Origin of the sequence: Clostridioides mangenotii TR, assembly GCF_000498755.1 — a bacterium.
Classification (GTDB): domain Bacteria; phylum Bacillota; class Clostridia; order Peptostreptococcales; family Peptostreptococcaceae; genus Metaclostridioides; species Metaclostridioides mangenotii_A.
In genome coordinates this window covers 42,068-65,415 of record NZ_AXUS01000006.1, presented here as the reverse complement: position 1 = coordinate 65,415, position 23,348 = coordinate 42,068, and the positions used below count along the sequence as shown (strand labels likewise).

Genomic DNA, 23,348 nt, shown 5'->3' with positions numbered 1-23,348 from the left:
ACATCTCCTACTTATTCATTAAATTAATTTCCGCCTTTTGCTGCTAAATTAGTAGCATCTTCTAACATTTTATCTATATCACCGCTATCTTTTAAATCTTTTATTACTTTATTTATTAACTCTAAATACTCTTTATTGTTATCATCTTTTTTAATTGCTGCTGCCATTCCTTCTTCTACATTATCACCTAATCCTGAAGTGGCTAACTTGATACCATCGTACTGCTTAGTATTTATCATTCCAACAGTTTCATTTACAACAATTGCATCTATTTTTCCATTTTTAAGGTCTAATACTAAATCAGGTACATTAGTTAAAGACTTCATACTTTCCATTTTCAAAGTATCTCTTACATACTCTTCTTGTATTGTTCCTTTTTGAACACCAACATTAAGTTTCTTTAAATCATCTTCAGTTTTTACTTTTCCTTCGTCACCTTCTCTAACTATAACTGCGTTTTTAGTAACATAGTATAATTCTGAGAAATCAACACTCTTCTTTCTTTCATCCGTTGGCGACATACCTGATAGTATAATATCTATCTTATTTGCATTTAATGCTCCTATAAGTCCATCAAAGCCCATCTTTTTTATTTCTACTTCTACACCAATTTCTTTTGATATTTTATTTGCTAGCTCTACATCAAATCCAGCAACCTCGTCTTTTCCATTTTCAACTTTTGGAAACTCAAATGGTGGATAATCTGGATTTAATCCAACTATTAACTTTCCATTCTCCTTTATTTGATCTAATTTAGTAGCATTACTTTTTGATGAACATCCAACGACACCTACTGCCAATGCCAATACTAACCCCAAACTCAATAATTTCTTTAATCCCTTCATATTTACTTCCCCTCTCATTTTTTTATTTTTATTTCTAAATTATTTTTTATTTCAAATACAAAAAAGTCCCTTAGCCATACGACTAAGAGACGAATTTACCGCGTTACCACTCTTATTGACAAGTAATAGTTAATTCAAGAAAATGTTCAGCCACTCGACTTGGATACTAAATTTTTGTATTAAAAAAGTCCCTTAGTCAAACGACTAAGAGACGAAAATATCCGCGTTACCACTCTTCTTGATAAGTAATTACTTATCCTCTCAAACCCTTAAGGCGGGCTACCTATTATCATACTAATTTTCTGATAATCTTCTCCAAAGCTCTATTCACATAACACTTCATTACTGGGCTCACACCAATACCCCAACTCGCTGAAAATCCATATTAGTTACTTTCTTTATCATAGAATTTATTTATTAAAATTATTAATACGATTATACTCAATTAATCTATCTTTGTCAATAAGTTTTTAAAAAATATTTTTATTTAGTTTTTAGTTCTTACTTTCTACAATAAACACCGACTCCCGAACCTTTTTGTTGTGCTTAAGTGTAGGATAACTTATACACACACTCTCTTTAGCTCTAGTAATACCAACATATAGCAGTCTTCTCTCTTCTTCAATATGCTTTTCTAACTCAGTAGGATCTTTTTCTTTCTCAGTCTTGTATGGAATAGTATTCTCATCGACTCCAACTACGTAAACATGCTTAAATTCAAGCCCTTTAGAACTGTGCATAGTTGTAAGCATAATACCACTTCCATCATCTTTACCCTTTTTTGATATTTCAGATTTAACTTCTTCAATATGTCTTAAAAACTCTTCAATTGTCTTGTACTTTTTGGCAGAATCTCCAAAATCAATAAGTATATTCATAATATCTTTTACTTTTATTTTTTACTAGTACAGTAGTCAAGAATATATCTGTCGTAATCTAATGTTTCACGAATGTAAGAGATTGCGTACTCTGGACTTAATCCCTTTATGTAATTCATATCTATATCCAAATCTTCCAATGTTTCTATCTGTTTTTTATGCAGTTCACATTTATTTAGAAGTGCAAATAGGAAATCCTCTGCATCCTTAACCATATTGATACTATCTCTAGAAATATATCTAAAAGGCTTATTTATTATTTTTATCCAATCATTATTGCTACCTTTTTCGATCCCTATTTTAAGATAAGAAATTAAATCTCTACAAGCCCAGTGATCGTAAATCGTCATAGGGATATCCTTTACAGAGAAGTTTATTCTCCTGTCTATAAGTATGTCAACAAAGGCTCTTGACTGAATATTATTTCTGTAAATTATAGCAAAATCGCTGTAGTCAGCTTTTCTATTTTCGACTTGTATGACAATTTCATCGATAATTTTATTTGCCTCATCATCAGAATCTTTTGCAGTAATGTACTTTACACTTCCTCCTGAACCAATCTCTGATTTTATTACCTTTTTATATCTATTTTTATTTTTTTCTATAAGTCTATTTGAAGTGTTTAAAATCTCACTGTAAGATCTGTAATTCGAATCTAGTACTACCTTTTGACTTTTTCCAAAATACTCTTCAAATTTAACTAAAAAATCGGGTCTTGCCCCTCTAAAACCGTAAATACTCTGGTCTTCATCTCCAACTACAAATATATTATTTTCTGGAGTACTTATAAGTTTAAGTACTTCAAATTGCACCTTATTAATATCCTGAAACTCATCTACAAGAATGTATTTGTACTTATTTCTAACTACATTAAGTGCATTTTTCTCCCTATTTAAAAGCTCATATGTTTTTATAAGCATATCATCAAAGTCAATCTTATTTATCTCATGTTTCAAGTTTTCGTACATATTATATAAGGTTGCAAAATCGCCTTTCTCAACAATATTTGAATTAAAACTCCTAGGGTCCATCAATTCATTTTTAACATATGAAATTTCATTGATCACTTCTCCAATAACATCATTGTCATCAGCATCTTCAACATTTAAACTCTTCATTATTCCTTTAATAGCAGTTACTTTAGTTTTATCATCGATCAAACTCTTTAAATCATACCCTTCAAAATATCTAAGTATCCTAAAAAATACAGAATGGAAAGTCCCAAAGTTGACTCTACCCATCCTGTGATCGTCGCTAAGCAATATAGTTCTATTTTTCATTTCTGTAGAAGATGCTTTTGTGAAACTTATTGCTAAAATCTTCTTTGGAGATATATTTTCGTTTATTACTAAATTTACTATTCTATGTGAAATAACTCTAGTCTTACCTGATCCTGGGCCTGCTACAACTAGACAGGGACCATTAACATGTTTTGCAGCTAGTTTTTGCTCATTATTGAGCTCGTTTAACAAAGAACTTCCCATCTATAGCATTCACCATCCTAATTTATAGCTACTCTATTATGTAATTATGCACATAAAAGATATCCATAATCATAAATCACAGATATACTATTATTTTTTAACTATTTGTATATAAATTTTTTATTTCCTAAATATACTTCTGATTTTCACATATAAGTATATTTTTATCTCCTAAAACTTACTTTTACTTTTTAGACATATTTAGTAGATCGCCTATGGAGCTTATATCTATCTTCCCTATAACAATTAAGTATCCGATAACTATTAGTACAACCATAGCAATTGAATAAACTAATTTGTAGTAATTTTTCTGCTTGTATGAACCATAACCAACAAGTAATTGTTGAAATACCAAGGAAAGAAGCATTACAGTAGCAATTATACTAAATGGTATAATATCAGTAAATGTAAGTGCTGCACAGACAAGCAAAATAACTGCCACAACTATATGTGATCTAGCTATAATAATTGTTAGTGGATCAACTTGCTTTTCTTTAACTTCTTTTTTTGTATTTAATACATTGTTTCTATAATTCTGTTTATTTTTTCTAATTTTTTTAGACTTTTTTTTGCTCATGTCATCACCTTTTCTTTAAATTCTACCTCTTAATTATACACACTTTACCAAGTATAATCCATAGCCTACTTATTTGACCAAACGAGTTCTCATATTTATTTTATATTACTATGATTATCCTATAATAATTACTATTATATATTACTTTTTCTTGACTCTACCGTGTAGGGTATGCTTATACTAAAATTGGAGGTGAATCGATGTATAGAATTGGCCAGTTGTTTAATTTCTTAACATCATAACAATATTTGTACAGTGGACATTTATCAAATCCTATATAAGGAGACCAGACCAACTCACTTCTCTTCTCCTTGTATTACAGTGCATCCCTATTTAAAGACGACTATTGAAATTTGTTTATTTCACATTAACCCCAAGTACTTGCTCCATATATTCAAGAGACCACTTTTCTCGATTCGGGTTAAAAGAAGCACATGCTTTTGGATCTACATTTATATTTATCTTCTCTCCTAAATTTACTGCAACTGTGTACAATCCTATTACAGTTTGAAATACACATATGTCAGTTACCACTCCAACCACAGTTACATCATTATATTTTTTAATTATTCCCTCCAAAAAAGTTTGCTTCGGACAATAAGCTTTTTTATTTACATGGTTTTCGATATTGTCTTTTCCTTTTATATCCCCATATATTTGATATCCTTTAGTTCCATTTATGCAATGCTCATTGAATACACTTGCTTCTGGAGTCTTTTTATTTTTCCAATCATCAAAATCATGATCATCAAAAGTAAAAAATATATCTTCCTCTTCATAATCTCTAGCTAAATTTTTTAGATGAGCTTGAATATCTTGAGCTAATTTTCCCACAGTTAACGCTCCATCATCTGCTACAAAGTCATATTGATAATCTACTATTATTAAAGCTTTTTTCATCTTAATCTCTCCTATAGTATTTAATATTGAACTTATTACATTTGATATTATTTTATAGTTTATTATATCTTAATTCAAGTTAAATACTCTGGTCCAAAGTAATTAAATGTTCATATAATGATCAACTTTTTGTAAAAGACTTGTATCTATAAATTTTTATTGTCCAAGTAAAAATGCAGTTGCTATTTTACTAGTTGTCTGGATTTCATCAACTATTTGCCATTTATTTTTGCTATCTTTATTTGGCTCAAGTTTAACTGGTATTGTTACCTCTGTATCACTTGCTTCAATATTTTTTATAGCGTCTTTCATAACACTTATAAGTAATTTAGTTCTTTTTGCTTTATCTTGCGCTATTGTTGGATCTTTTTGAACTGCTTCCTTAATTTCGGATTGATTTGTAGTAGTTATTGATGTCATTCTTATTCCTTTTATCTTAATAATTATTTCTGGATTAGTTTTGTCGTTTTTAACTACCTCTACTGTATATGTAGCTTTATCATTCATCTGTTTAAGAATCATATTCCATAAATCTGTAACCTCTTTATCGCTAAATCCTAAATCTGGAGACGTAGAAAATCCAGCTTTAAACAAATTTTCTGCCCCTTCTTTTAATTGAGTTGCATCTTTGTTAAATACAGATTCATATTTCTTTATATCCTCATCTTTTTGATATATCATTGTATTTACTAATACTTCTGCCGCCTCTTTTGGAGTTGGTTTTTTAGCTCCACAAGCTGCTACCACTACCATAACTGTTATTATTAACATTAGGTATAATATTCTTTTAAATTTCATTTTATTTCCCCTTCCCCTTATATTGCCAACTAACTTTAAGATTAGTACATTTCAATATCTACCTTATTATATATTTTAATTATATAATAAATATCACATCTGTATTTTGTATTGCTGCTTCAGTAAAATACATACAGATGTGCTATTTTATTTATATATAGTTAAGATATTACAATTTTAGTTTTGAAACAATATCTCTGTAGGCATTTATGTAAACTACCGTATCTAGTCCAACCCCTACACAATCAAACCCCTCATCCAAATATTGGTTTGCATCGTCTACACTTCCTGTAAATATAAAAGCTATTTTTCCAGCTGCTTTACAGGCATTTAGTATGCGTTTTATGGCTCCTTTTACTTCAGGATCATCAAATTTAGCTGGCTTATTCATTGCAATAGATAGATCAAAAGGCCCAATTAAAATACCATCAACTCCATCTATATTTACTATCTCATCAATATTTTCTAAACAACCTATTGTCTCACATTGAGGAATTAATAGAGTATTTTTATTGCAATACTCCATATAATTTTCTAGTCCAGAAGCCGCATGGTCAGCAAATCCCCATCCTCCGTCTCTAGTTGGACAAAATCCTCTCGATCCTAATGGCGTATATTTTGCATATTGCACAATCTCTTTAACATCTTCAACTGTATTTATACATGGAACTACAAGTGCCTGTGCCCCTGCATCTAGTAATCTTAGTATTGGACTTCTAGAAACTTCATTTACTCTTACCATCGGAGTTAGACCTGCATTTTGAGCTGCTGATATATACTCTACTGCACTCTCTACACCCACAGAAGTATGTTCTGTATCTATCACAACAAAATCAAAATCAGTGTATCCAAGTGCCTCTACAGCTGTTGCACTTTTTAGTAGTGTAAATGTTCCAATAGTTTTCTCGCCTTTTTTAAACTTTTCAAGAATTGCATTTTTCATGATTATCTCTCCTCACAATTAGATTTAATAAATTGTTTAATATATAAATTAATTTATATTTCATCAACCATCCTATAACCTACACCCATCTCGGTCAGAATATATTTTGGTTCGCCTGGATTGGTTTCTATTTTTCGGCGAATATTTGCCATATTTACTCTGAGTGTTTGGCTCTCATTTGTATACGGACCCCATATTTCTTTTATTATAAAATCATGGGTAAGTACCTTTCCAGCATTTTTAAATAATAGAACTATTATTTTATACTCAATAGGAGTTAAATGTATTTTTTCATCTTCTAATGTTACTAAACGCTTGTCATAATCTATTTCGAGATCGCCAATACTTACTTTATCTTTAATTTCAAAACTTCCTACTACTTGCTGCTTTGTGCTATGTCTAATAGCTGTACGTATTCTAGCGAGTAGTTCTGATGTTCCAAAAGGTTTGACAATATAATCATCTGCTTCTAAATCAAGAGCTTCTACTTTTTCTCTTTCATGCCCTCTAGCAGAAATAACTATTATTGGAACTTTTGACCACTGTCTTATATTTTTTAATACATCTATACCATCCATATCTGGAAGACCTAAATCTAAAAGTATTAAATCAGGAACACGTGAAGCATTCATTTCTAGAGCTTCTCTTCCCTTCCCAGTTTTAACTACACTATAATTATTTGATGTAAGTACAGCTGATATAAAATTGCATATAGTCTCATCATCTTCTACAATTAAAATAACTGGATCCATACTCATAATAATTTGCCCCCTTCAAGTGGCAATGCGAATCTAAAAATAGCGCCACCGTCTTTTCTGTTCTCTGCTTCTATTTTACCATTATGTGCTTTAATTATTGACATGCAAATTGATAATCCTATGCCCATACCTCTAGTTGAATCAGATGAATTATGTTCATTAGGCATATAACTTTCAAACAAGTGAGGAAAATCCTCTTTAGAAATTCCCTTTCCATTATCTATGACTTCAAACATTGCAAACTTTCCAATTTTCTTCAGATTTACTTCAATTGCCTTATCATCTTTTGAATGTATAACAGCATTCTCTAACAAATTCATAAGTACTTGAGCAATCAAAGTTCCATCCATAGGTACAATCAACAATTCCTCAGGAACATTTACGGTTATATTTAGATCCCTAAATCTATTTTTTATCCTGCCTATAGCTTCTGCAACTATTTCTTCTGCAGCTTCCGGATGCTTAGAAACATTCATAGTCCCTTCATTTATTCGTGTAACTGAGAGAATGTTTTCTACCAAGCGAATTAACCACTGTGAATCTTCTTTTATATTTGAAATTAATTTATCATGAGTTTCTTGGTCTAAATTACCATCATTCTCTAAAATAGCTGAGCTTGCGCCGAGTATTCCAGTAAGAGGTGTCCTAAGATCGTGAGATATAGCTCTAAGAAGGTTGCTTCTCATTTTTTCTTTTTCAGAAGCTACAAGTATATCTTTTTGTTCATCAGATAGATTTTGCCTCTCCAATGCCATCGCTAACTGAGATGATATCATTTTTAAAAATAATTTATTATTGTTATTTAATTCTCCATTAATACAGGAAATTCCTATTGTTGCCAGCACTTTACCCTGAGATGTAACCGGCATATAAAAAGCTCCTGCTCCCATCAAAGTATCTGTTCCTGATCCAGCTGATTTGTTATTTACAAATACCCAATGGGCTACTGCTCTTTCATCTTCTTCATTCATAAAGGTGGACTCTAAATCAGAAGCTTCCCTCATTAAATTCCCGATCATCTTATTATTGCTATTGATAGTATATATAACTGCAGACCTTTCGAATATATTTACTATATACTCATTTACTAGTTCAACTATATTCTCTAATCCCCTCGTTGTTAAAAGTTTTTTATTTATTTCATACAATATATCTGTTCGTCTCTCCCTCGCTACCGCTACCTTAGCCTGTGTCTTTATTCTTACTGTAAGTGCACTAGTAATAAGGGCAACTAGTAGCATTATCACAAATGTTAACGGATATCCTACTTTTATTGCATTAAATGTGAAGTATGGTTCTGTAAAGAAAAAGTTAAATATTAGAACACTTAGTATTGAAGAAATAATTCCGTATATGTAACCGGTTGTAATCCTTGAAATGACTAGAACGGATAAAATATACACCATAATTATATTTTGCTCACCTATATCAAACTTTCTTAGCACTATCCCAATTAATGTTGAAAGTATTAGTAAAGCAAATGTCTTTAAATTATCTTGCCATGAAAGCTTAAATTTATAATCATGCTCAGTATTTTTTGTTTTTTCATAAGATTTATTTCTATAAGGCCTGTAAGGTAAGCTTCCTGGTATTATATGAATTTCTATACTAGGTAACAAAGATATTAACTTGTCTTCAAGGTCAATCTCAAACAAGCTCTTTAAAGTCTTTTTATTTCGGCTCTTCCCTATAACTATATTTGTAATCCCTGACAATTTTGCATATTCAGAGATTACTGTAGCAATATCATGTCCCGTTAAGTTAGTTATTTCTGCACCTAACTTTTCAGCTAAATCTATATTTGCTCTAAGTGTTTTTTGTTGTTCAATACTTAAATTTTCACTTCCCATATTTTCTACATATAATGCTGTCCATGGAGCGTGAAAAGCCTCGGCAGCTCTTGCTGTCCACCTTATACATTTTGCGCTAGATGGAGATGGGCCAATACACACCAATAACTTAGTGTTTGCCATTTTTTCTGAGAGTTTTCGCTCATTTTGATTTTCGTTACTTATTCTGTCGGCTACTTTACGTATTGCAATTTCACGGAGTAATTTCAAATTTTCTCTAGTAAAGAAGTTGCTCATAGCAGTTGTAGCACGCTCAGACCTATAAATTTTTCCTTCCTTCAATCGGTGAAGTAACTCATCAGGATCAATATCAATTAATTTAATCTTGTCTGCACGATCAAATACATAATCAGGAACTGTCTCCTGAACATTTATTTTGGTTATATCATCAACTACATTATTTAAACTTTCAATATGTTGAACGTTTATAGTTGTATATACGTCTATTCCCGCATTTAAAAGTTCTTCTATATCTTGATATCTCTTTTTATTTCTTACTCCCTTAGCATTTGTATGTGCAAGTTCATCTACCAAGATAAGTTCTGGTTTCTTTTTTAATGCTTCATTTAAATCAAACTCTTTTAATTCTATATTTCTATAATTAATCTTCTTTGGTTCTAAAGCTGATAGACCATGCAAAAGTTGCATGGTCTCAGGTCTAGTATGCGGTTCAACATATCCTACTAATACGTCTATACCGCATTTTAATTGTTCTTGTGCATCATCAAGCATTGCATAGGTTTTACCTACACCTGCTGCATATCCAAAAAATATTTTTAACCTCCCAGATTTTTTATCATTTCCTTGCTCAAGAATTTCTTCCAAGATATCATCTGGATTAGGGCGATTATCTAAATTTTCCACTGAAGTATCACTTCCTTTGATTAGTATTATATCACAACAAAAGTCTATATTAGATCATCTAGAGATAAGTTAACTTTTAGAACATTTACTGATGGTTCGCCTAAGAATCCAAGCAATCTTCTAGTAGTATATTTATCTATTGTCTCTCTTACCTTATCTTCAGAAAGACCTCTCTCTTTTGATATTCTACTTACTTGAAACTTTGCAGCTTGTAAAGTAATATTAGGGTCAACTCCACTGCCAGAAGCAGTAATTAAATCAATTGGAATTTCTTTTTTATTATTTGGATCAAATTCATGCCACCATTTAATTCTGTTTTTTACTATATTTTTCTGTTCATCACTTACAGGCGATAAATTTGTTGTTCCCATAGGTCTTCCAATTAAATACTCTCTTTTCGTAAATTCTTGGGCTATTAGCTCAGACCCGTAATCCTTTTTTGTACCATCTTTTAGTGTAACTTTTACAATGCTTCCATTTGCTTGCTGCGGAAATAAAACCTGTGCAACACCAGTCACAGCTATTGTATAAATAATCCCACATATTACTGTCATAATAAAAAAACACATAACTGCTGGTCTTAATATTTCATATACTTTTTTCATTTTAATTCACCTCACGCTAAACCACATATAATCAAAATTGTATCTATTAACTTAATCGCTATAAATGGTGTTACAAGACCACCTAAACCGTATATTAATATATTTCTCTGTAATAGTTTTTCTGCAGGAAGTTCTCTATATTTAACTCCCTTAAGTGCCAATGGAATTAAAGCAATTATAATCAAAGTATTGTATATGATTGCCGATAATATTGCACTCTTAGTACTACTTAACCCCATGAGATTTAAAGCCCTTAATTGTGGATATATACTGAAAAATAGTACAGGAATTATAGCAAAATACTTAGCTACATCGTTAGCTACACTAAATGTAGTAAGAGATCCCCTTGTCATTAACAATTGCTTACCAATTCTAACTATATCAATAAGTTTTGTTGGACTAGAATCTAGATCTACCATATTTCCAGCTTCCTTAGCCGCCTGTGTCCCAGAGTTCATAGCAACAGCTACATTAGCCTGAGCTAATGCTGGTGCATCGTTTGTTCCATCGCCAGTCATAGCTACTAGATGCCCTTCTCTTTGATACTCGCGAATTAATTCTAACTTTGCTTCAGGAGTTGCCTCAGCTAGGAAATCATCAACACCAGCTTCAGCTGCAATTGCAGCTGCCGTCATAGGATTGTCACCAGTTATCATTATAGTTTTTATACCCATTTTACGCATATCTTCAAAGCGTTCTTTTACACCCTTTTTTACTATATCTTTTAAATAAACAACTCCTAAAACAACAGTATTTTTTACAACTACCAAAGGAGTTCCTCCTGCCCCTGCAATATGTTTAACTATATCGTCGCACTCTTTAGGATAATCTCCACCCTTGGCTAAAACGTAATTTTTAACAGCTTCTGCAGCTCCCTTACGTATTTCATTACCTTGATAATCTATACCGCTCATTCGTGTTTTTGCTGTAAACTCTACAAAATTTACTTGTAGTTTAGATAGATCACGACCACGTATACCGAATTTATCTTTTGCTAGCACTACGATGCTTCTGCCTTCTGCAGTTTCATCAGCGATTGAAGAGAGTTGTGCTGCATCTGCTAACTCTTCTTCTGATACCCCTGCAACCGATATAAATTCACTTGCTTGTCGGTTACCTAGTGTTATAGTGCCTGTTTTATCTAGCATAAGTACATCGACATCACCGGCTGCTTCTATCGCACGTCCGCTTGTTGCAAGTACATTAGCTTGGTTAAGTCTACTCATTCCTGCTATACCTATTGAAGATAAAAGAGCTCCAATAGTAGTAGGTGCAAGACAAACTAACAAAGCTATTACGTTAGTTACTGAGATTGCAGATCCTGTTCCAGCTTGACTACTTGCAAAACTTGAAAATGGGAGTAGAGTTGCTGTGACAACTATAAAAATTATTGTAAGAGTTACTAATAGTATCTGTAAAGCAACTTCATTAGGAGTTTTCTTTCTAGAAGCCCCTTCAACCATAGTTATCATCTTATCTAAAAAACTCTCTCCAGCCTCAGAACTTACCTCAATAATCAACCAATCTGAAACTAACGTAGTACCACCTGTAACTGCGCTTCTATCCCCACCTGATTCACGTATAACTGGAGCCGATTCTCCTGTAATCGCGCTTTCATCTACAGAAGCCGCACCTTCTATTACATCACCGTCCATTGGAATTTGCTCTCCAGCTTTTACATAAACGATATCACCTTTTTTTAAACTGCTTGATAAAACTTCTGTATAATCATCTATATTTAATCTAGATTTTATTTTTTTGCATTTACATCTTTTCTAGCACTACGTAAGCTATCTGCCTGAGCTCTCCCCCTTCCTTCTGCAATTGCTTCCGCAAAATTAGCAAATAGAACTGTAAACCAAAGTATCAAAGCTATAGCCAAGGTATATCCTGAACCTTCGTCTTTAATCCCCGTAAAAGATAGAAAATATAGGCATGTTGTAAGTATGGCTCCTATATAAACCACCAACATTACAGGATTCTTGACCTGTAGACTAGGTGATAACTTTACAAATGATTGATGTATTGAATCTATTAAAATGTCCTTATTTAAACTTTTTTCTTTCACTTTTTTCACCCCATTATTAATGTGTTATAAAATAATCTGCTATCGGACCTAAAGCTAATGTCGGTAAAAAGCTCAATGCCGCGAATATAAATATAACCCCTATTAAAAGACCCACAAACATTGCATTACTTGTAGATAATGTTCCCTCAGTTGCTGCTACTTGCTTTTTCTTTGCTAGATTGCCTGCAAGATAAATTGTAGCTATCATCGGTATAAAACGAGCAAGCAACATAATAATTCCACCTACTATATTTGTAAATACTGTGTTTGCATTAAATCCTGCAAATGCGCTTCCATTGTTGTTAGCTAGTGAAGAAAATGCGTACAGTATTTCTGAAAATCCATGTGCTCCAGAATTTGAAATCCATTCAGCGACATCTGGTGCCATCACTGCACTTGCAGTCCCTAAAAGCGTAAGTAACGGTGGTGTAAGTACTATTAAACACACCATTTTCATATTGTATGGCTCTATTTTTTTTCCTAGAAACTCAGGTGTTCGACCAACCATAAGTCCAGCTATAAAAACAGTCAACATTACAAAAGCAATAATTCCATATAATCCACTACCAACTCCACCAAATATTATTTCACCTAGCTGCATTAAAAACATAGGTATCATACCACCAAGTGGCGTAAAACTATCGTGCATTGCATTAACTGATCCATTTGAAGCCGCTGTGGTAGCCGTAGCCCAAAGAGATGAGGCTCCTATACCGTGTATGACTTCTTTACCTTCCATATTGCCTGAATTAACTACTCCACTAAATACTGGCCCTGTAAATTGTTCACTAAAAGTAGTAGCGAAAAGCGCAACTACAAAGATTATCATCATTGTGGTAAAAATTGTCCACCCTTGTTTACTGTTCTTAACAGCTTTGCCAAAGGTTATACAAAGCGCTGCTGGTATCAATATTAGGCAAATTGATTCAATAAAGTTTGAAAGTATTGTAGGATTTTCTAGCGGGAATGTTGAATTTGAACCAAAAAAACCACCACCATTTGTACCAAGTTGTTTAATAGCTATCTGACTTGCAGCAGGTCCAAGAGGCACTGTTTTAATGGCTCCACTCTCAAGCGTAATTACATCTTTATAATGTCCGAATGTCTGCACTACCCCTTGTGAAGCAATCAAGATTGCAACTACAAAAGATAGAGGTATTAATACGTATAAAGTTACCTTAGTAATATCCACCCAAAAATTCCCTATTGTATCTTTACTATTTAGTATAAAACCTCTTATCAGTGCAAATAGTACTGCAATACCCGTTGCCGCTGACACAAAGTTTTGTACTGTAAGACCTAGAAATTGTGTTGTATACGACATTGTAGACTCACCGGAGTAAGATTGCCAGTTAGTATTAGATACAAAACTCGCTGCCGTATTGAAAGCTTGATGCCAATTAACGCCATTTAAATCCTGTGGATTAAATGGAACTAACCCCTGCATAATTTGCAAAAGAAATAAAAATATAAATCCAACTACACTAAATGCAACTACAGATACTGCATATTTTTTAGCATTCATTTCATCTTTTCTACATATTCCTATAACCTTATAAATTCCATTTTCCACTGGTTGAACTATACTAGATAGAAATACTTTTTTTCCTATCATAACCTTGTATATATAATTTCCCAGTGGAATTGATAGCCCAACTAAAATAGCTATATAAAATAGCCCTTGTAAAATTGTATAATTCATAGTTCTTCACCTCGAAATAAAACATAAAATAAGTAAATTAATAATGCAAGTCCTGTTAAACCTGCTACTGATAACATAATTCTCATCTCTTCAACTCCTTTCAATTTCCTTTACAAACCTATCTTATCAGGATTTTTATCAAGACAGTGTTCAGAAAAAACTTAGGATATAAAGAAGTTATAAAGATTTTAAATTGCTTGATTTTATTTTCAGACCATTTTAAATTAAACAAGAATTTAAACATTATTTCGAAAATTTGAACAAAAAAACCTAACCGAGATTAGATTAATTTAATATCTCTGTTAGGTTTCTAGTAATTATTTTAAATTTTAAGTTATTTAATTATTACCATAATATATTTAAAATAATTATTATATAGAAATTTTTTATATAGTCGTTGACAAAACGTAATATATTACGTATTATTTAGGTAATATATTACGTTTAAGGAGGAATTCATTTTGATTGAACAAAAAGCTTATATCTTTGGAGGTATATTTATACTAGCAAATAAACTGCAAAATCTTGGCGACAAAATTTTTGATAAGGTAACAACAAAACAATGGCTATTGATTGCCGCTATTTATAAAACATCACAAGAAGATACAACACTTACAAATTTAGCAGAGATAATTGGAAGTAGTCGCCAAAATGTTAAACAACTTGCATTAAATTTAGAAAAAGAAGGTTTGATAGAATTCAAAAACAACAGTAAAGATGCTAGATCACTGCTAGTAATTCCTACTCAATATTGCGATGAAATATTTAAAATGAGAGAGGAAAAAGAAAACGAGTTTGTAGAAGCTGTTTTTAAAGATTTTAATAAAGATGAAATAAAAAACTTTTATGTTTATATGAACAAATTAGCAGTAAATATCTATAATATGGAAAAGAATATAGATGAAAAATAAAAGTTTAAGGAGTATTACTATGAAAATATTTATAACTTTAATTATTATAATTGGTATAGTTATTATTTATTTAAACTTGCCCTACTCTCCAGTAATAAAAGAATACAGTAGACTTGTTGATAATAGCATAAACAGCGCAAGTAAAATAAATAATGTAATAACGCAAAATGATTTGAAAAAACTTCCCATTCAACTACAGAAATATATCGTTAATAACGGTTACATTGATTCAAACAAATATAATCATATAAATTTTTATTGCAAAGATGTGGATTTTGTATTAGATGAAAGCAAACCTAAGATTAAGATCGACTTTACAGTAAATCTATTTGCAGATAACTTAAAAAGATTTGCACTTATTGATTCAAAAATTTACGGTCTCCCATTTCAGGGACTAGATATATATGAAAATCAAAAAGGATTTATGAAAGGCGTTATTGCAAAAAATATAACTTTATTTAATGATAATGCTGATTATATGAATAGAGGAGAGCTAACTACTTACTTGGCAGAAGGAATTCTATTTCCATCAATATTTCTTAATGATAAATTTTCATTTGAAGAGATCGACGATTTCTCAGTTAAAGTTACTGTAAAAGACGGTAATTTAATTGAAGGTGGGATTGCTTATTTTAATAATAAGTACGAAATAACTAAGTTTGTTGTAGATAAAAGATATAATTCCTCTACTAAATCATACGAAAAATGGACTTGTGAATACGGCTTGTATAGGCTAAATAATGGAGTCAAAATACCTACAAGTTTGAAAGCTGTTTGGAATCTTAAAAGTGGCGATTTAATCTATTTTGATACTAATAATATAAATATTTCTTAATAGTACTCATAAGAAAAACAAAGAAACCAAACTACAGTTGAAGTTTGGTTTTATTTATTCCGTAGATATGTAGTTAAATCTAGCATATATAAAACGGTCTGTATCTGTTATTGACTGTCATGTTGGCGGAGAAGGAGGGATTCGAACCCTCGCACCGGTTAACCCAGCCTAATCCCTTAGCAGGGGATCCTCTTGAGCCACTTGAGTACTTCTCCACTTGTTACATGACTAGATTATATCTCATAATTCTTTTTTGGTCAACTTAATATAATTAATCTTCTAAAGTAGCCTTGTAATCATCTGCACTTAGTAGCTCTTCTATCTCTCCTGCATCTGAAACTTTAACTTTAATTATCCAGCTTTCATATGGGTCTTCATTTATGCTTCCCGGCTCGTCTTCTAATACTTCATTTAATTCTATAACTTCTCCGTTTATTGGAGCGATAAGGTCTGATGCTACTTTAGAAGATTCAACAACTCCAAAGTCTTCCCCTATACTTATTTCATCACCAACCTCTGGCATTTCAACAAATAATACCTCTCCTAGTTGATCTTGAGCAAAGTCTGTTATTCCTATATATACTGTCTCGCTATCGATTACTTTCACCCATTCATGGTCGCTTGAATATTTTAAATCCTGTTGTAATTTCATAAATTTACCCCCTAAAATAAATTCAAAATCTAGATATAAGTTTATACTATATTCTATTTAAGCCTCATTATATCATATCATTATGATAATTTTAAGCTTCGTTAATTAATTCTTTTATTTTCCGACAGAGTGTATAGCTTCCCCATTTGCATCATGAAGAGCTTCAATTAATCCTTCAGATAAACTTGGATGAGGATGAATTACATCTCCTACTTGCTGTACGGTTAACCCTAGATGTACCGCTAATGTAAGCTCTGTAAGTAGCTCTGTAGCACTAGCTCCAATTATAGATGCTCCTAAAATTCTGTCGTCTTCTCCAACTATTACTTTTACAAATCCTTGGTATTTACCTATGGTTTGAGCTTTCCCCAGACCTCTAAACTCAAATTTTCCAACTCTATACGGAATTTCTCCTTTAATTAGATCTTTTTCAGTTTTTCCAACAGAAGCTAATTCAGGTTCTGTATAAACACATCTAGGTATAGCTGTATAATTTAGCTCTCTACTTCTTCCTAATGCGTTATCTACAGCTATTTCTCCCTCTTTAGATGCTACATGTGCTAAAAACGGCGTATCTATAATATCTCCTACAGCATATATACCTTCAACACTTGTTTGAAGGTATTTATCTACTATCACTTTTCCACTTTTAGTTTGAATACCGATATCTTCTATGCCACTACCTTCAATGTTAGATTTTCTGCCTACACTTAATAGTACATATTGAGTCTCTATTTTTTTGCCATCAGACAATTCGACTGTTGCATTGTTGTCTTTTACTTCACAGCTAACTATAGAAGTACCAGTAATCATTTTTATTTTATCTCTTTTAAATTGTCTAACAAGCTGTTTTACTATATCTTTATCTTCATTGATAAGAAGTTGGTCTGCCATTTCTACTATAGTAACTTCTGTTCCCATAGATCTAAAAAATTGTCCTATCTCACATCCTATTACTCCACCACCAACAACTACCATTGATTTCGGTAATTCTTTAAGGCTTAACACATCATCACTTGTAATTATAGTCTTGCCATCATACGGAAATATACTTGGTATTACAGGCTTTGATCCTTGTGCAAGTATAATTTTATCCCCCTTGATTATTTCAATATCACCATCTGCTTTTGTGACTTCAACTGTATTTCTATCGATAATCCTTCCATATCCATTGACTAAAGAAACTTTTCTTTTATCTAGTAAAAATTCGACACCTTTTACAAGTTGATCTACTATTTTATCTTTTCTAGAAATAATAGTATTATAGTCTATCGATATATCTCCATCAATATTTATTCCGAAGTCATTGGCATCTAAAACAGTGTTAAGAACATTTGCAGATGCAAGTAATGATTTTGTTGGAATACAACCGAAATTCAAGCAAGTTCCACCCACTTTGTGGTTTTCGATAACTGTCACTTCTACATCAAACATTGAAGCTTTTAGTGCAGCTACGTAACCACCAGGACCTCCGCCTACAATCACTAATTTCATCAAATTACCCCCAAACATATCATTATAGTAAATCTGCATATTTTAATAATTCTGGAATTCTATCTTCTGCCCCAATTGTCATTATATGTATACCGTCACATAGTTTCTCTGATTTTAATTTCTTTATCAATTCAGCAGTAATTTTTAATCCCTCTGTCTTCCAGTTTTCTTTACCAACCGATTCTAATCTTTCTATTTGATCTTCTGGAACAAATATTCCAGGGATCTTTTCATTCAACATTCTTGCCATACGGGGAGATTTTAAAGGCAGCACACCACAAAGTATTTTGTAATCCATATCATTTGTAATCTCTCTAAAGTTTCTCATTACTTCTATGTCAAATACAGCTTGAGTTTGAAAGAATTTCGCTCCTGTAATTATTTTCTTTTTCATCTTCATTATCTGTAGGTTTAAATTTGAATGTCCTGGAGAAATAGCAGCTCCAAAATAAAACTCTGGAGTTCCTTTTAATTCATTACCAGACATGTCAAAACCTGATGTTAATGTTTTTCCTGCTTGTAGTATTCCTACCGAGTCTAAATCAAATACAGCTTTTGCTTGGGGATGATCTCCTAATGATGTGTGATCACCTGTAATCGCCAGTATATTCTCGATACCAAATACTCCTGCTGATAACATTTCCCCTTGTAATGCTATTCTATTTCTGTCTCTTCCTGTCATCTGAAGAATAGGATCTAATCCCATATCTTTTATTACTTTACAGGTTGCTAAGGATGTAGCTCTCATAATTGAAAGCTGAAAATCTGTGATATTAATAGCATCGACTTTTCCACGAAGTATTTCTGCACTTTCCATTACTTTTGTAAAATCGATCCCCTTAGGTGGAGCAATCTCAGCTGTAATTACAAATTTTCCATCTTCTAATAACTTTTCAAATTTACTCATATATCTCACCATGCCCCCAACTAAAATCTACACGTTTTTAGCTGTCCCCCTCTGGTTCCTATTGTCTAAACGTATTCTATTATTCTTTTTAGAGAAATCTTTAGGCCCTCTAACTTCACGTAAGTTATCTAATTGGCCAATAGATTCTAATCTTTCATATATTTTTACCCAAGCACAATCGTTATTTTCATTGACTTCACATTTGGCATTTTGTGATCCGCCACAAGCACCGTTTATAAGTCCCTTTGCACAAGCTGTCATCGGGCATATTCCTCCAGTCCATCCAAGTTCACATTTTCCGCAAGCTCTACAAGCTTCTTCGTATTTTCCAACTCTTTGAACTTCACCTATAAAAAGTGTATTGTTTACTGGATAAACTGGCTTGTTTTTTATAATTTTAGATAGTGTTTGAGTTCCATCACCACACGCCAATGAAAGCACTGCATCAGCTTCTTCTATTTCTTTCTCTATAGACTTCATATCCTTCTTTGTCTTTAGTAAATTACATGCGGGATCTAAAACCAAATGTTTTAGAACTTTTTTATCAAGCCTTTTTAAATTTTCACCCAAATCGTCAATTTCTGTCTCTCCACCGCTATTACAAGCAGCAGCACATTGATTACATCCAACTAATATTAATTTTTCAGATTTCCCAATCATCTCAAGTGTTTCTTTTATATCTTTATTTTCAGATATAATCATATTATCCCCCATGAGCCCCTAGCTTACTGTCAATTTTTAATTTATTCTTTAACCTTTAGTTTATAAATCCTATTTCCACACTATCTGTGTAATCTTTATACTATCTAGTTTAATATGAAGATAATGTTTTAACTGTACTTTATCTGTTTAATTTTGTAATTTATAAGCATTTAGTACATGTTTTGCCAGAATAGATGTAGTAACAGATCCCACACCAGCAGGTACAGGAGTTATAAGAGATGCTTTTAATGCTGCTTTTTCAGTATCTACATCTCCACATAAATTTCCTTCATCATCGACATTTATACCTACATCGATTACGACAGCACCTTCTTTTACATAGCTATCATCAATCATTTTCGCCCTTCCAACCGCAGCAACAAGCACATCTGCATTAGAACATACTTCAGAAAGCTTATCCGTTTTAGAATGGCAGATTGTCACAGTAGCATTTTCATTTAAAAGAAGCATCGATACTGGCTTTCCGACTACTAAAGACCTTCCGACTACTGTAACATTTCTTCCTTTTAATTCTACTTCATAATGTTTTAAAATCTCCACAACAGCTGTAGGTGTGCATGGTGGAAATCCACCATGGTCACATTCTACTACTTTTGCCAAGCTTATTGGGTTGAAGCAGTCTACATCTTTTTGAGGAGATACTTTGTATTTTATTTTATTTTCATCTAAATGTTTTGGAAGAGGTCTAAAACAAAGTATTCCATTTGTTGTATCGTCTTCATTTAATTGATTTAAAGTTTCTATGTATTCTTCTGTCGTTACATCTTCATTTAATACAACAACTTCAGTTTCAATACCTATTTTGCCACATCTGTTTAGCGCTCCTCTTTCATATGACAAATCATCAGGTCGCTCTCCAACTCTTACTATAGCAAGTTTTGGGGATTTTCCTGAACGTTTTATGATTTCTACTTCTTTAATCAAATCTTCACTGATCTTATCAGCTACAGGTTTTCCCTTGATTATTTGCCCTCTTGTTGAATCAAACTTCAATATACACAACTCCTCTTTTACTTCTGGATTCTATTTTATTATTATCGCCTCTACTTTTGTATAAACTTCGTCGCAAATCTTTACACCATCTTCTACTAATTCATATACTTCATTTTCAACTCTATCCACGTATTCAAGATCTTTTATTGAGTTTGTGTTTATAAACACACATAACTTTGCCGATAAAATTGCAGCTCTAAGACATTGAACACCTACTCCAACATCACTTATCAACAATCTAGAGCCCTTATCAACTAATTCTTCATGTAGCTTTATAGATTCATGACATGCTCTTACTATGTTTAAAGGAACTTCACAAGCCATTTTAAGAGTTCTCTCCATAGTTTCCTGCTTTATTTTTTTCCCTTCATCAGTTTCAGTTGGAAGTCCATAAGCTTTTGATAAAGGTAAGAAACACTCTGCATCTTCGTCAATCATCTTAATCAATCTATTTTCAAGTTCTTCTGCTTTTTTCAAAATTTCTTGTAGGCTATCTTCATACTCAGCGTATTTTTTCTTTCCTACAGTTAGGTTAGAAACCATACTGCTAAGCGCTACTCCTATTCCTCCGACTAACGCTGCTACACCCCCACCACCTGGTACTGGCTCTTTTGATGCCAATTGGCTTACGAAGTCTATACAGCTTTTATTCGAGATTTTCATTTAAATCCTCCCACTGAATATTTCATAATGTTTCTAAATTGTCAAAAAATTGTTTATAATATTATATATCTATACTCTCGAATTGTAAATGTAATTTTAAAAAGTTAATAATTGTACTAGAACAATCCAGAAATTACACCTCTTTCATCTACATCGATTTTTTCCGCTGCTGGAACTTTTGGTAATCCAGGCATCTTCATAATTTCACCAGTAAGAGCTACTATAAACCCTGCACCTGCAGAAATATTAACTTGTCTTACTGTGATTCTAAACCCTGTAGGTCTTCCAAGTTGAGTCTGGTCGTCAGTAAGCGAATACTGTGTTTTAGCCATACAGATTGGTATATCGTTAAATCCTAATTTTTCTAAATTTTCAATTTCTTTATTCGCTTCTTTCGTAAAGTCTACTCCATCAGCGCCGTAAATCTTAGTAGCAATCGAATTTATTTTATCTTTTATACTGTCGTTTATATCATATACATAAGAGAAGCTGTTCTCTTCTTCATCAATAAGTCTAAGAACTTCCTTAGCTACTTCAATTCCACCTTCTCCACCCTTTGCCCATACTTCAGATAAAGCTACATTTACGCCTAGCTTTGTACATTTATCTTTTACAAGCTTAAGTTCAGCTTCAGTATCAAGTGGGAATCTATTGATAGCTACTACTGCTGGAATTCCAAATACTTTAGTAATATTTTCTACATGTTTTAGAAGGTTTGGTAGACCTTTTTCAAGAGCGTCTAGATTTTCTTCGTTAAGAGATGCTTTATCTACTCCACCGTTATATTTTAATGCTCTAACTGTAGCTACTATGATAACAGCATCTGGCTTAATATCGGCCATTCTACATTTAATATCTATAAACTTCTCAGCTCCTAAATCTGCTCCAAACCCTGCTTCAGTAACAACATAATCGGCGAAATGCATTGCCATCTTTGTAGCTATTACTGAATTACATCCATGTGCTATATTTGCGAATGGACCACCGTGAACAAATGCAGGTGTTCCCTCTAATGTCTGAACAAGATTTGGTTTAAGTGCATCCTTTAAAAGAGCTGCCATCGGTCCATTAGCTCTAAGTTGACTAGCTGTAACTGGTTCTCCAGAATAGTTGTATCCAATGATTATCTTACCTAATTTTTCTTTAAGATCTGTAATACTATTTGCAAGACAGAAAGAAGCCATTACTTCTGATGCAACTGTTATATCAAATCCATCTTGTCTTGTAACACCATCTATTTTTTTACCCAGACCATCTATAATATTTCTGAGTTGTCTATCGTTCATATCCATACATCTTCTCCAAGTAATTCTCTTTGGATCAATATTTAGAGCATTACCTTGGTGAATGTGGTTGTCTATTAAAGCCGCAAGTAAATTATTTGCAACGCCTATAGCATGGAAATCTCCTGTAAAGTGTAGGTTAATATCCTCCATAGGTATTACTTGTGAATAGCCTCCACCAGCAGCTCCACCCTTAATCCCAAATACAGGTCCTAAAGATGGTTCTCTAAGTGCAACTATTGTATTTTTATCTAATCTAGTTAAAGCGTCTGAAACACCTATAGTTGTTGTAGTTTTTCCTTCTCCAGCTGGAGTAGGGTTTATTGCCGTTGTAAGGATCAGTTTTGCTTTCTTACCTGACCCATTGTTAAGTAAATTGTAGTCTAATTTTGCTTTATATTTTCCGTATAGTTCTATGTCGTCCTCTGAAAGCCCCAACTTTTTACTTATTTCCTTAATATGTACTGGTGTAGCCTCTTGTGCAATCTCTATGTCTGATTTAAATCCCATACCTAATCGCCTCCTAAGCTTAAAATATAAAACTATTATTAGTTCGTATTTACAATTATACTATAATATTTTAAGTTTAAATAGTAATAACTAAACTTTTATTGT

The 23,348-nt window shown here is 32.4% G+C and carries 23 protein-coding genes, 1 tRNA gene and 1 other annotated feature; of the genes, 2 read left to right on the top strand and 22 right to left on the bottom strand.

Going from position 1 to position 23,348, the window contains the following annotated elements; translation table 11 throughout:
* Nucleotides 1-23 precede the first annotated feature (23 nt).
* The 14 genes from T473_RS0104555 to T473_RS16210 all read right to left on the bottom strand — a co-directional run bounded on the left by T473_RS0104555 (nucleotide 24) and on the right by T473_RS16210 (nucleotide 14,358).
* Entirely contained in the window at nucleotides 24-845 is an 822-nt protein-coding gene (locus tag T473_RS0104555; protein WP_024620840.1) for a transporter substrate-binding domain-containing protein, read from the bottom strand.
* 204 nt (nucleotides 846-1,049) lie between these two features.
* Nucleotides 1,050-1,259: a binding site (T-box leader), on the bottom strand.
* Between the two features lie 80 nt (nucleotides 1,260-1,339).
* Entirely contained in the window at nucleotides 1,340-1,723 is a 384-nt protein-coding gene (locus tag T473_RS19025; protein WP_242825862.1) for a 3'-5' exonuclease, read from the bottom strand.
* A 14-nt stretch (nucleotides 1,724-1,737) separates the two neighbouring features.
* Nucleotides 1,738-3,207, bottom strand: a complete 1,470-nt coding sequence (locus T473_RS16220; protein WP_242825861.1) for an ATP-dependent helicase — start codon at nucleotides 3,205-3,207, stop codon at nucleotides 1,738-1,740.
* A gap of 184 nt (nucleotides 3,208-3,391) precedes the next feature.
* Nucleotides 3,392-3,784 (bottom strand): hypothetical protein, encoded by a 393-nt coding sequence (locus T473_RS0104545; protein WP_024620839.1) that lies wholly within the window; start codon nucleotides 3,782-3,784, stop codon nucleotides 3,392-3,394.
* Nucleotides 3,785-4,141: 357 nt separating this feature from the next.
* On the bottom strand, nucleotides 4,142-4,684 hold the full coding sequence (locus tag T473_RS0104540; RefSeq protein ID WP_024620838.1) for a cysteine hydrolase family protein: 543 nt from the start codon (nucleotides 4,682-4,684) through the stop codon (nucleotides 4,142-4,144).
* A gap of 156 nt (nucleotides 4,685-4,840) precedes the next feature.
* Nucleotides 4,841-5,482 (bottom strand): DUF5105 domain-containing protein, encoded by a 642-nt coding sequence (locus tag T473_RS0104535; protein WP_024620837.1) that lies wholly within the window; start codon nucleotides 5,480-5,482, stop codon nucleotides 4,841-4,843.
* 169 nt (nucleotides 5,483-5,651) lie between these two features.
* The gene (locus T473_RS0104530) at nucleotides 5,652-6,425 is read right to left on the bottom strand and encodes an HpcH/HpaI aldolase family protein (RefSeq protein WP_024620836.1); all 774 of its coding nucleotides are present in this window, start codon (nucleotides 6,423-6,425) and stop codon (nucleotides 5,652-5,654) included.
* 53 nt (nucleotides 6,426-6,478) lie between these two features.
* Nucleotides 6,479-7,183, bottom strand: a complete 705-nt coding sequence (locus T473_RS0104525; protein WP_024620835.1) for a response regulator — start codon at nucleotides 7,181-7,183, stop codon at nucleotides 6,479-6,481.
* On the bottom strand, nucleotides 7,180-9,897 hold the full coding sequence (locus T473_RS0104520; RefSeq protein ID WP_024620834.1) for a sensor histidine kinase: 2,718 nt from the start codon (nucleotides 9,895-9,897) through the stop codon (nucleotides 7,180-7,182). Before T473_RS0104520 ends, T473_RS0104525 begins: the two co-directional genes overlap by 4 nt.
* A 44-nt stretch (nucleotides 9,898-9,941) precedes the next feature.
* On the bottom strand, nucleotides 9,942-10,502 hold the full coding sequence (locus T473_RS0104515; RefSeq protein WP_024620833.1) for a potassium-transporting ATPase subunit C: 561 nt from the start codon (nucleotides 10,500-10,502) through the stop codon (nucleotides 9,942-9,944).
* 11 nt (nucleotides 10,503-10,513) lie between these two features.
* Nucleotides 10,514-12,190, bottom strand: a complete 1,677-nt coding sequence (kdpB, locus tag T473_RS16215) for a potassium-transporting ATPase subunit KdpB (RefSeq protein ID WP_334291441.1) — start codon at nucleotides 12,188-12,190, stop codon at nucleotides 10,514-10,516.
* Between the two features lie 62 nt (nucleotides 12,191-12,252).
* Nucleotides 12,253-12,570, bottom strand: coding sequence for a hypothetical protein (locus T473_RS20220; RefSeq protein WP_330369371.1), 318 nt, complete (start codon nucleotides 12,568-12,570; stop codon nucleotides 12,253-12,255).
* A 16-nt stretch (nucleotides 12,571-12,586) separates the two neighbouring features.
* Nucleotides 12,587-14,272 (bottom strand): potassium-transporting ATPase subunit KdpA, encoded by a 1,686-nt coding sequence (gene kdpA, locus T473_RS0104505; protein ID WP_024620832.1) that lies wholly within the window; start codon nucleotides 14,270-14,272, stop codon nucleotides 12,587-12,589.
* Nucleotides 14,269-14,358, bottom strand: a complete 90-nt coding sequence (locus T473_RS16210) for a potassium-transporting ATPase subunit F (RefSeq protein WP_038300302.1) — start codon at nucleotides 14,356-14,358, stop codon at nucleotides 14,269-14,271. The genes kdpA and T473_RS16210 overlap by 4 nt, the downstream gene beginning before the upstream one ends.
* Before the next feature lie 375 nt (nucleotides 14,359-14,733).
* Here T473_RS16210 and T473_RS0104495 point away from each other — a divergent pair, with 375 nt between their 5' ends.
* Both T473_RS0104495 and T473_RS0104490 read left to right on the top strand, forming a co-directional pair.
* Nucleotides 14,734-15,183, top strand: coding sequence for a MarR family winged helix-turn-helix transcriptional regulator (locus T473_RS0104495; protein ID WP_024620831.1), 450 nt, complete (start codon nucleotides 14,734-14,736; stop codon nucleotides 15,181-15,183).
* Between the two features lie 19 nt (nucleotides 15,184-15,202).
* The gene (locus tag T473_RS0104490; protein WP_024620830.1) at nucleotides 15,203-16,018 is read left to right on the top strand and encodes a DUF6544 family protein; all 816 of its coding nucleotides are present in this window, start codon (nucleotides 15,203-15,205) and stop codon (nucleotides 16,016-16,018) included.
* A gap of 123 nt (nucleotides 16,019-16,141) precedes the next feature.
* Here the strand turns inward: T473_RS0104490 and T473_RS0104485 are convergent.
* The 8 genes from T473_RS0104485 to T473_RS0104450 form a co-directional block, all read right to left on the bottom strand.
* Nucleotides 16,142-16,233, bottom strand: a tRNA-Ser gene (locus T473_RS0104485).
* Between the two features lie 56 nt (nucleotides 16,234-16,289).
* Nucleotides 16,290-16,670 carry a glycine cleavage system protein GcvH gene (gene gcvH, locus T473_RS0104480; RefSeq protein ID WP_024620829.1) on the bottom strand — a complete coding sequence of 127 codons (381 nt, stop codon included), beginning with the start codon at nucleotides 16,668-16,670 and terminating at the stop codon, nucleotides 16,290-16,292.
* Between the two features lie 114 nt (nucleotides 16,671-16,784).
* Nucleotides 16,785-18,164, bottom strand: coding sequence for a dihydrolipoyl dehydrogenase (lpdA, locus tag T473_RS0104475; RefSeq protein ID WP_024620828.1), 1,380 nt, complete (start codon nucleotides 18,162-18,164; stop codon nucleotides 16,785-16,787).
* A 22-nt stretch (nucleotides 18,165-18,186) separates the two neighbouring features.
* Nucleotides 18,187-19,071, bottom strand: coding sequence for a methylenetetrahydrofolate reductase (locus tag T473_RS0104470; protein ID WP_024620827.1), 885 nt, complete (start codon nucleotides 19,069-19,071; stop codon nucleotides 18,187-18,189).
* Between the two features lie 27 nt (nucleotides 19,072-19,098).
* Nucleotides 19,099-19,773, bottom strand: coding sequence for a methylenetetrahydrofolate reductase C-terminal domain-containing protein (locus tag T473_RS0104465; RefSeq protein WP_024620826.1), 675 nt, complete (start codon nucleotides 19,771-19,773; stop codon nucleotides 19,099-19,101).
* 147 nt (nucleotides 19,774-19,920) lie between these two features.
* Nucleotides 19,921-20,787 (bottom strand): bifunctional 5,10-methylenetetrahydrofolate dehydrogenase/5,10-methenyltetrahydrofolate cyclohydrolase, encoded by an 867-nt coding sequence (locus tag T473_RS0104460; RefSeq protein WP_024620825.1) that lies wholly within the window; start codon nucleotides 20,785-20,787, stop codon nucleotides 19,921-19,923.
* Nucleotides 20,788-20,817: 30 nt separating this feature from the next.
* Entirely contained in the window at nucleotides 20,818-21,450 is a 633-nt protein-coding gene (locus T473_RS0104455) for a cyclodeaminase/cyclohydrolase family protein (RefSeq protein WP_024620824.1), read from the bottom strand.
* 116 nt (nucleotides 21,451-21,566) lie between these two features.
* Nucleotides 21,567-23,243, bottom strand: coding sequence for a formate--tetrahydrofolate ligase (locus T473_RS0104450; protein ID WP_024620823.1), 1,677 nt, complete (start codon nucleotides 23,241-23,243; stop codon nucleotides 21,567-21,569).
* Between the last annotated feature and the right edge of the window lie 105 nt (nucleotides 23,244-23,348).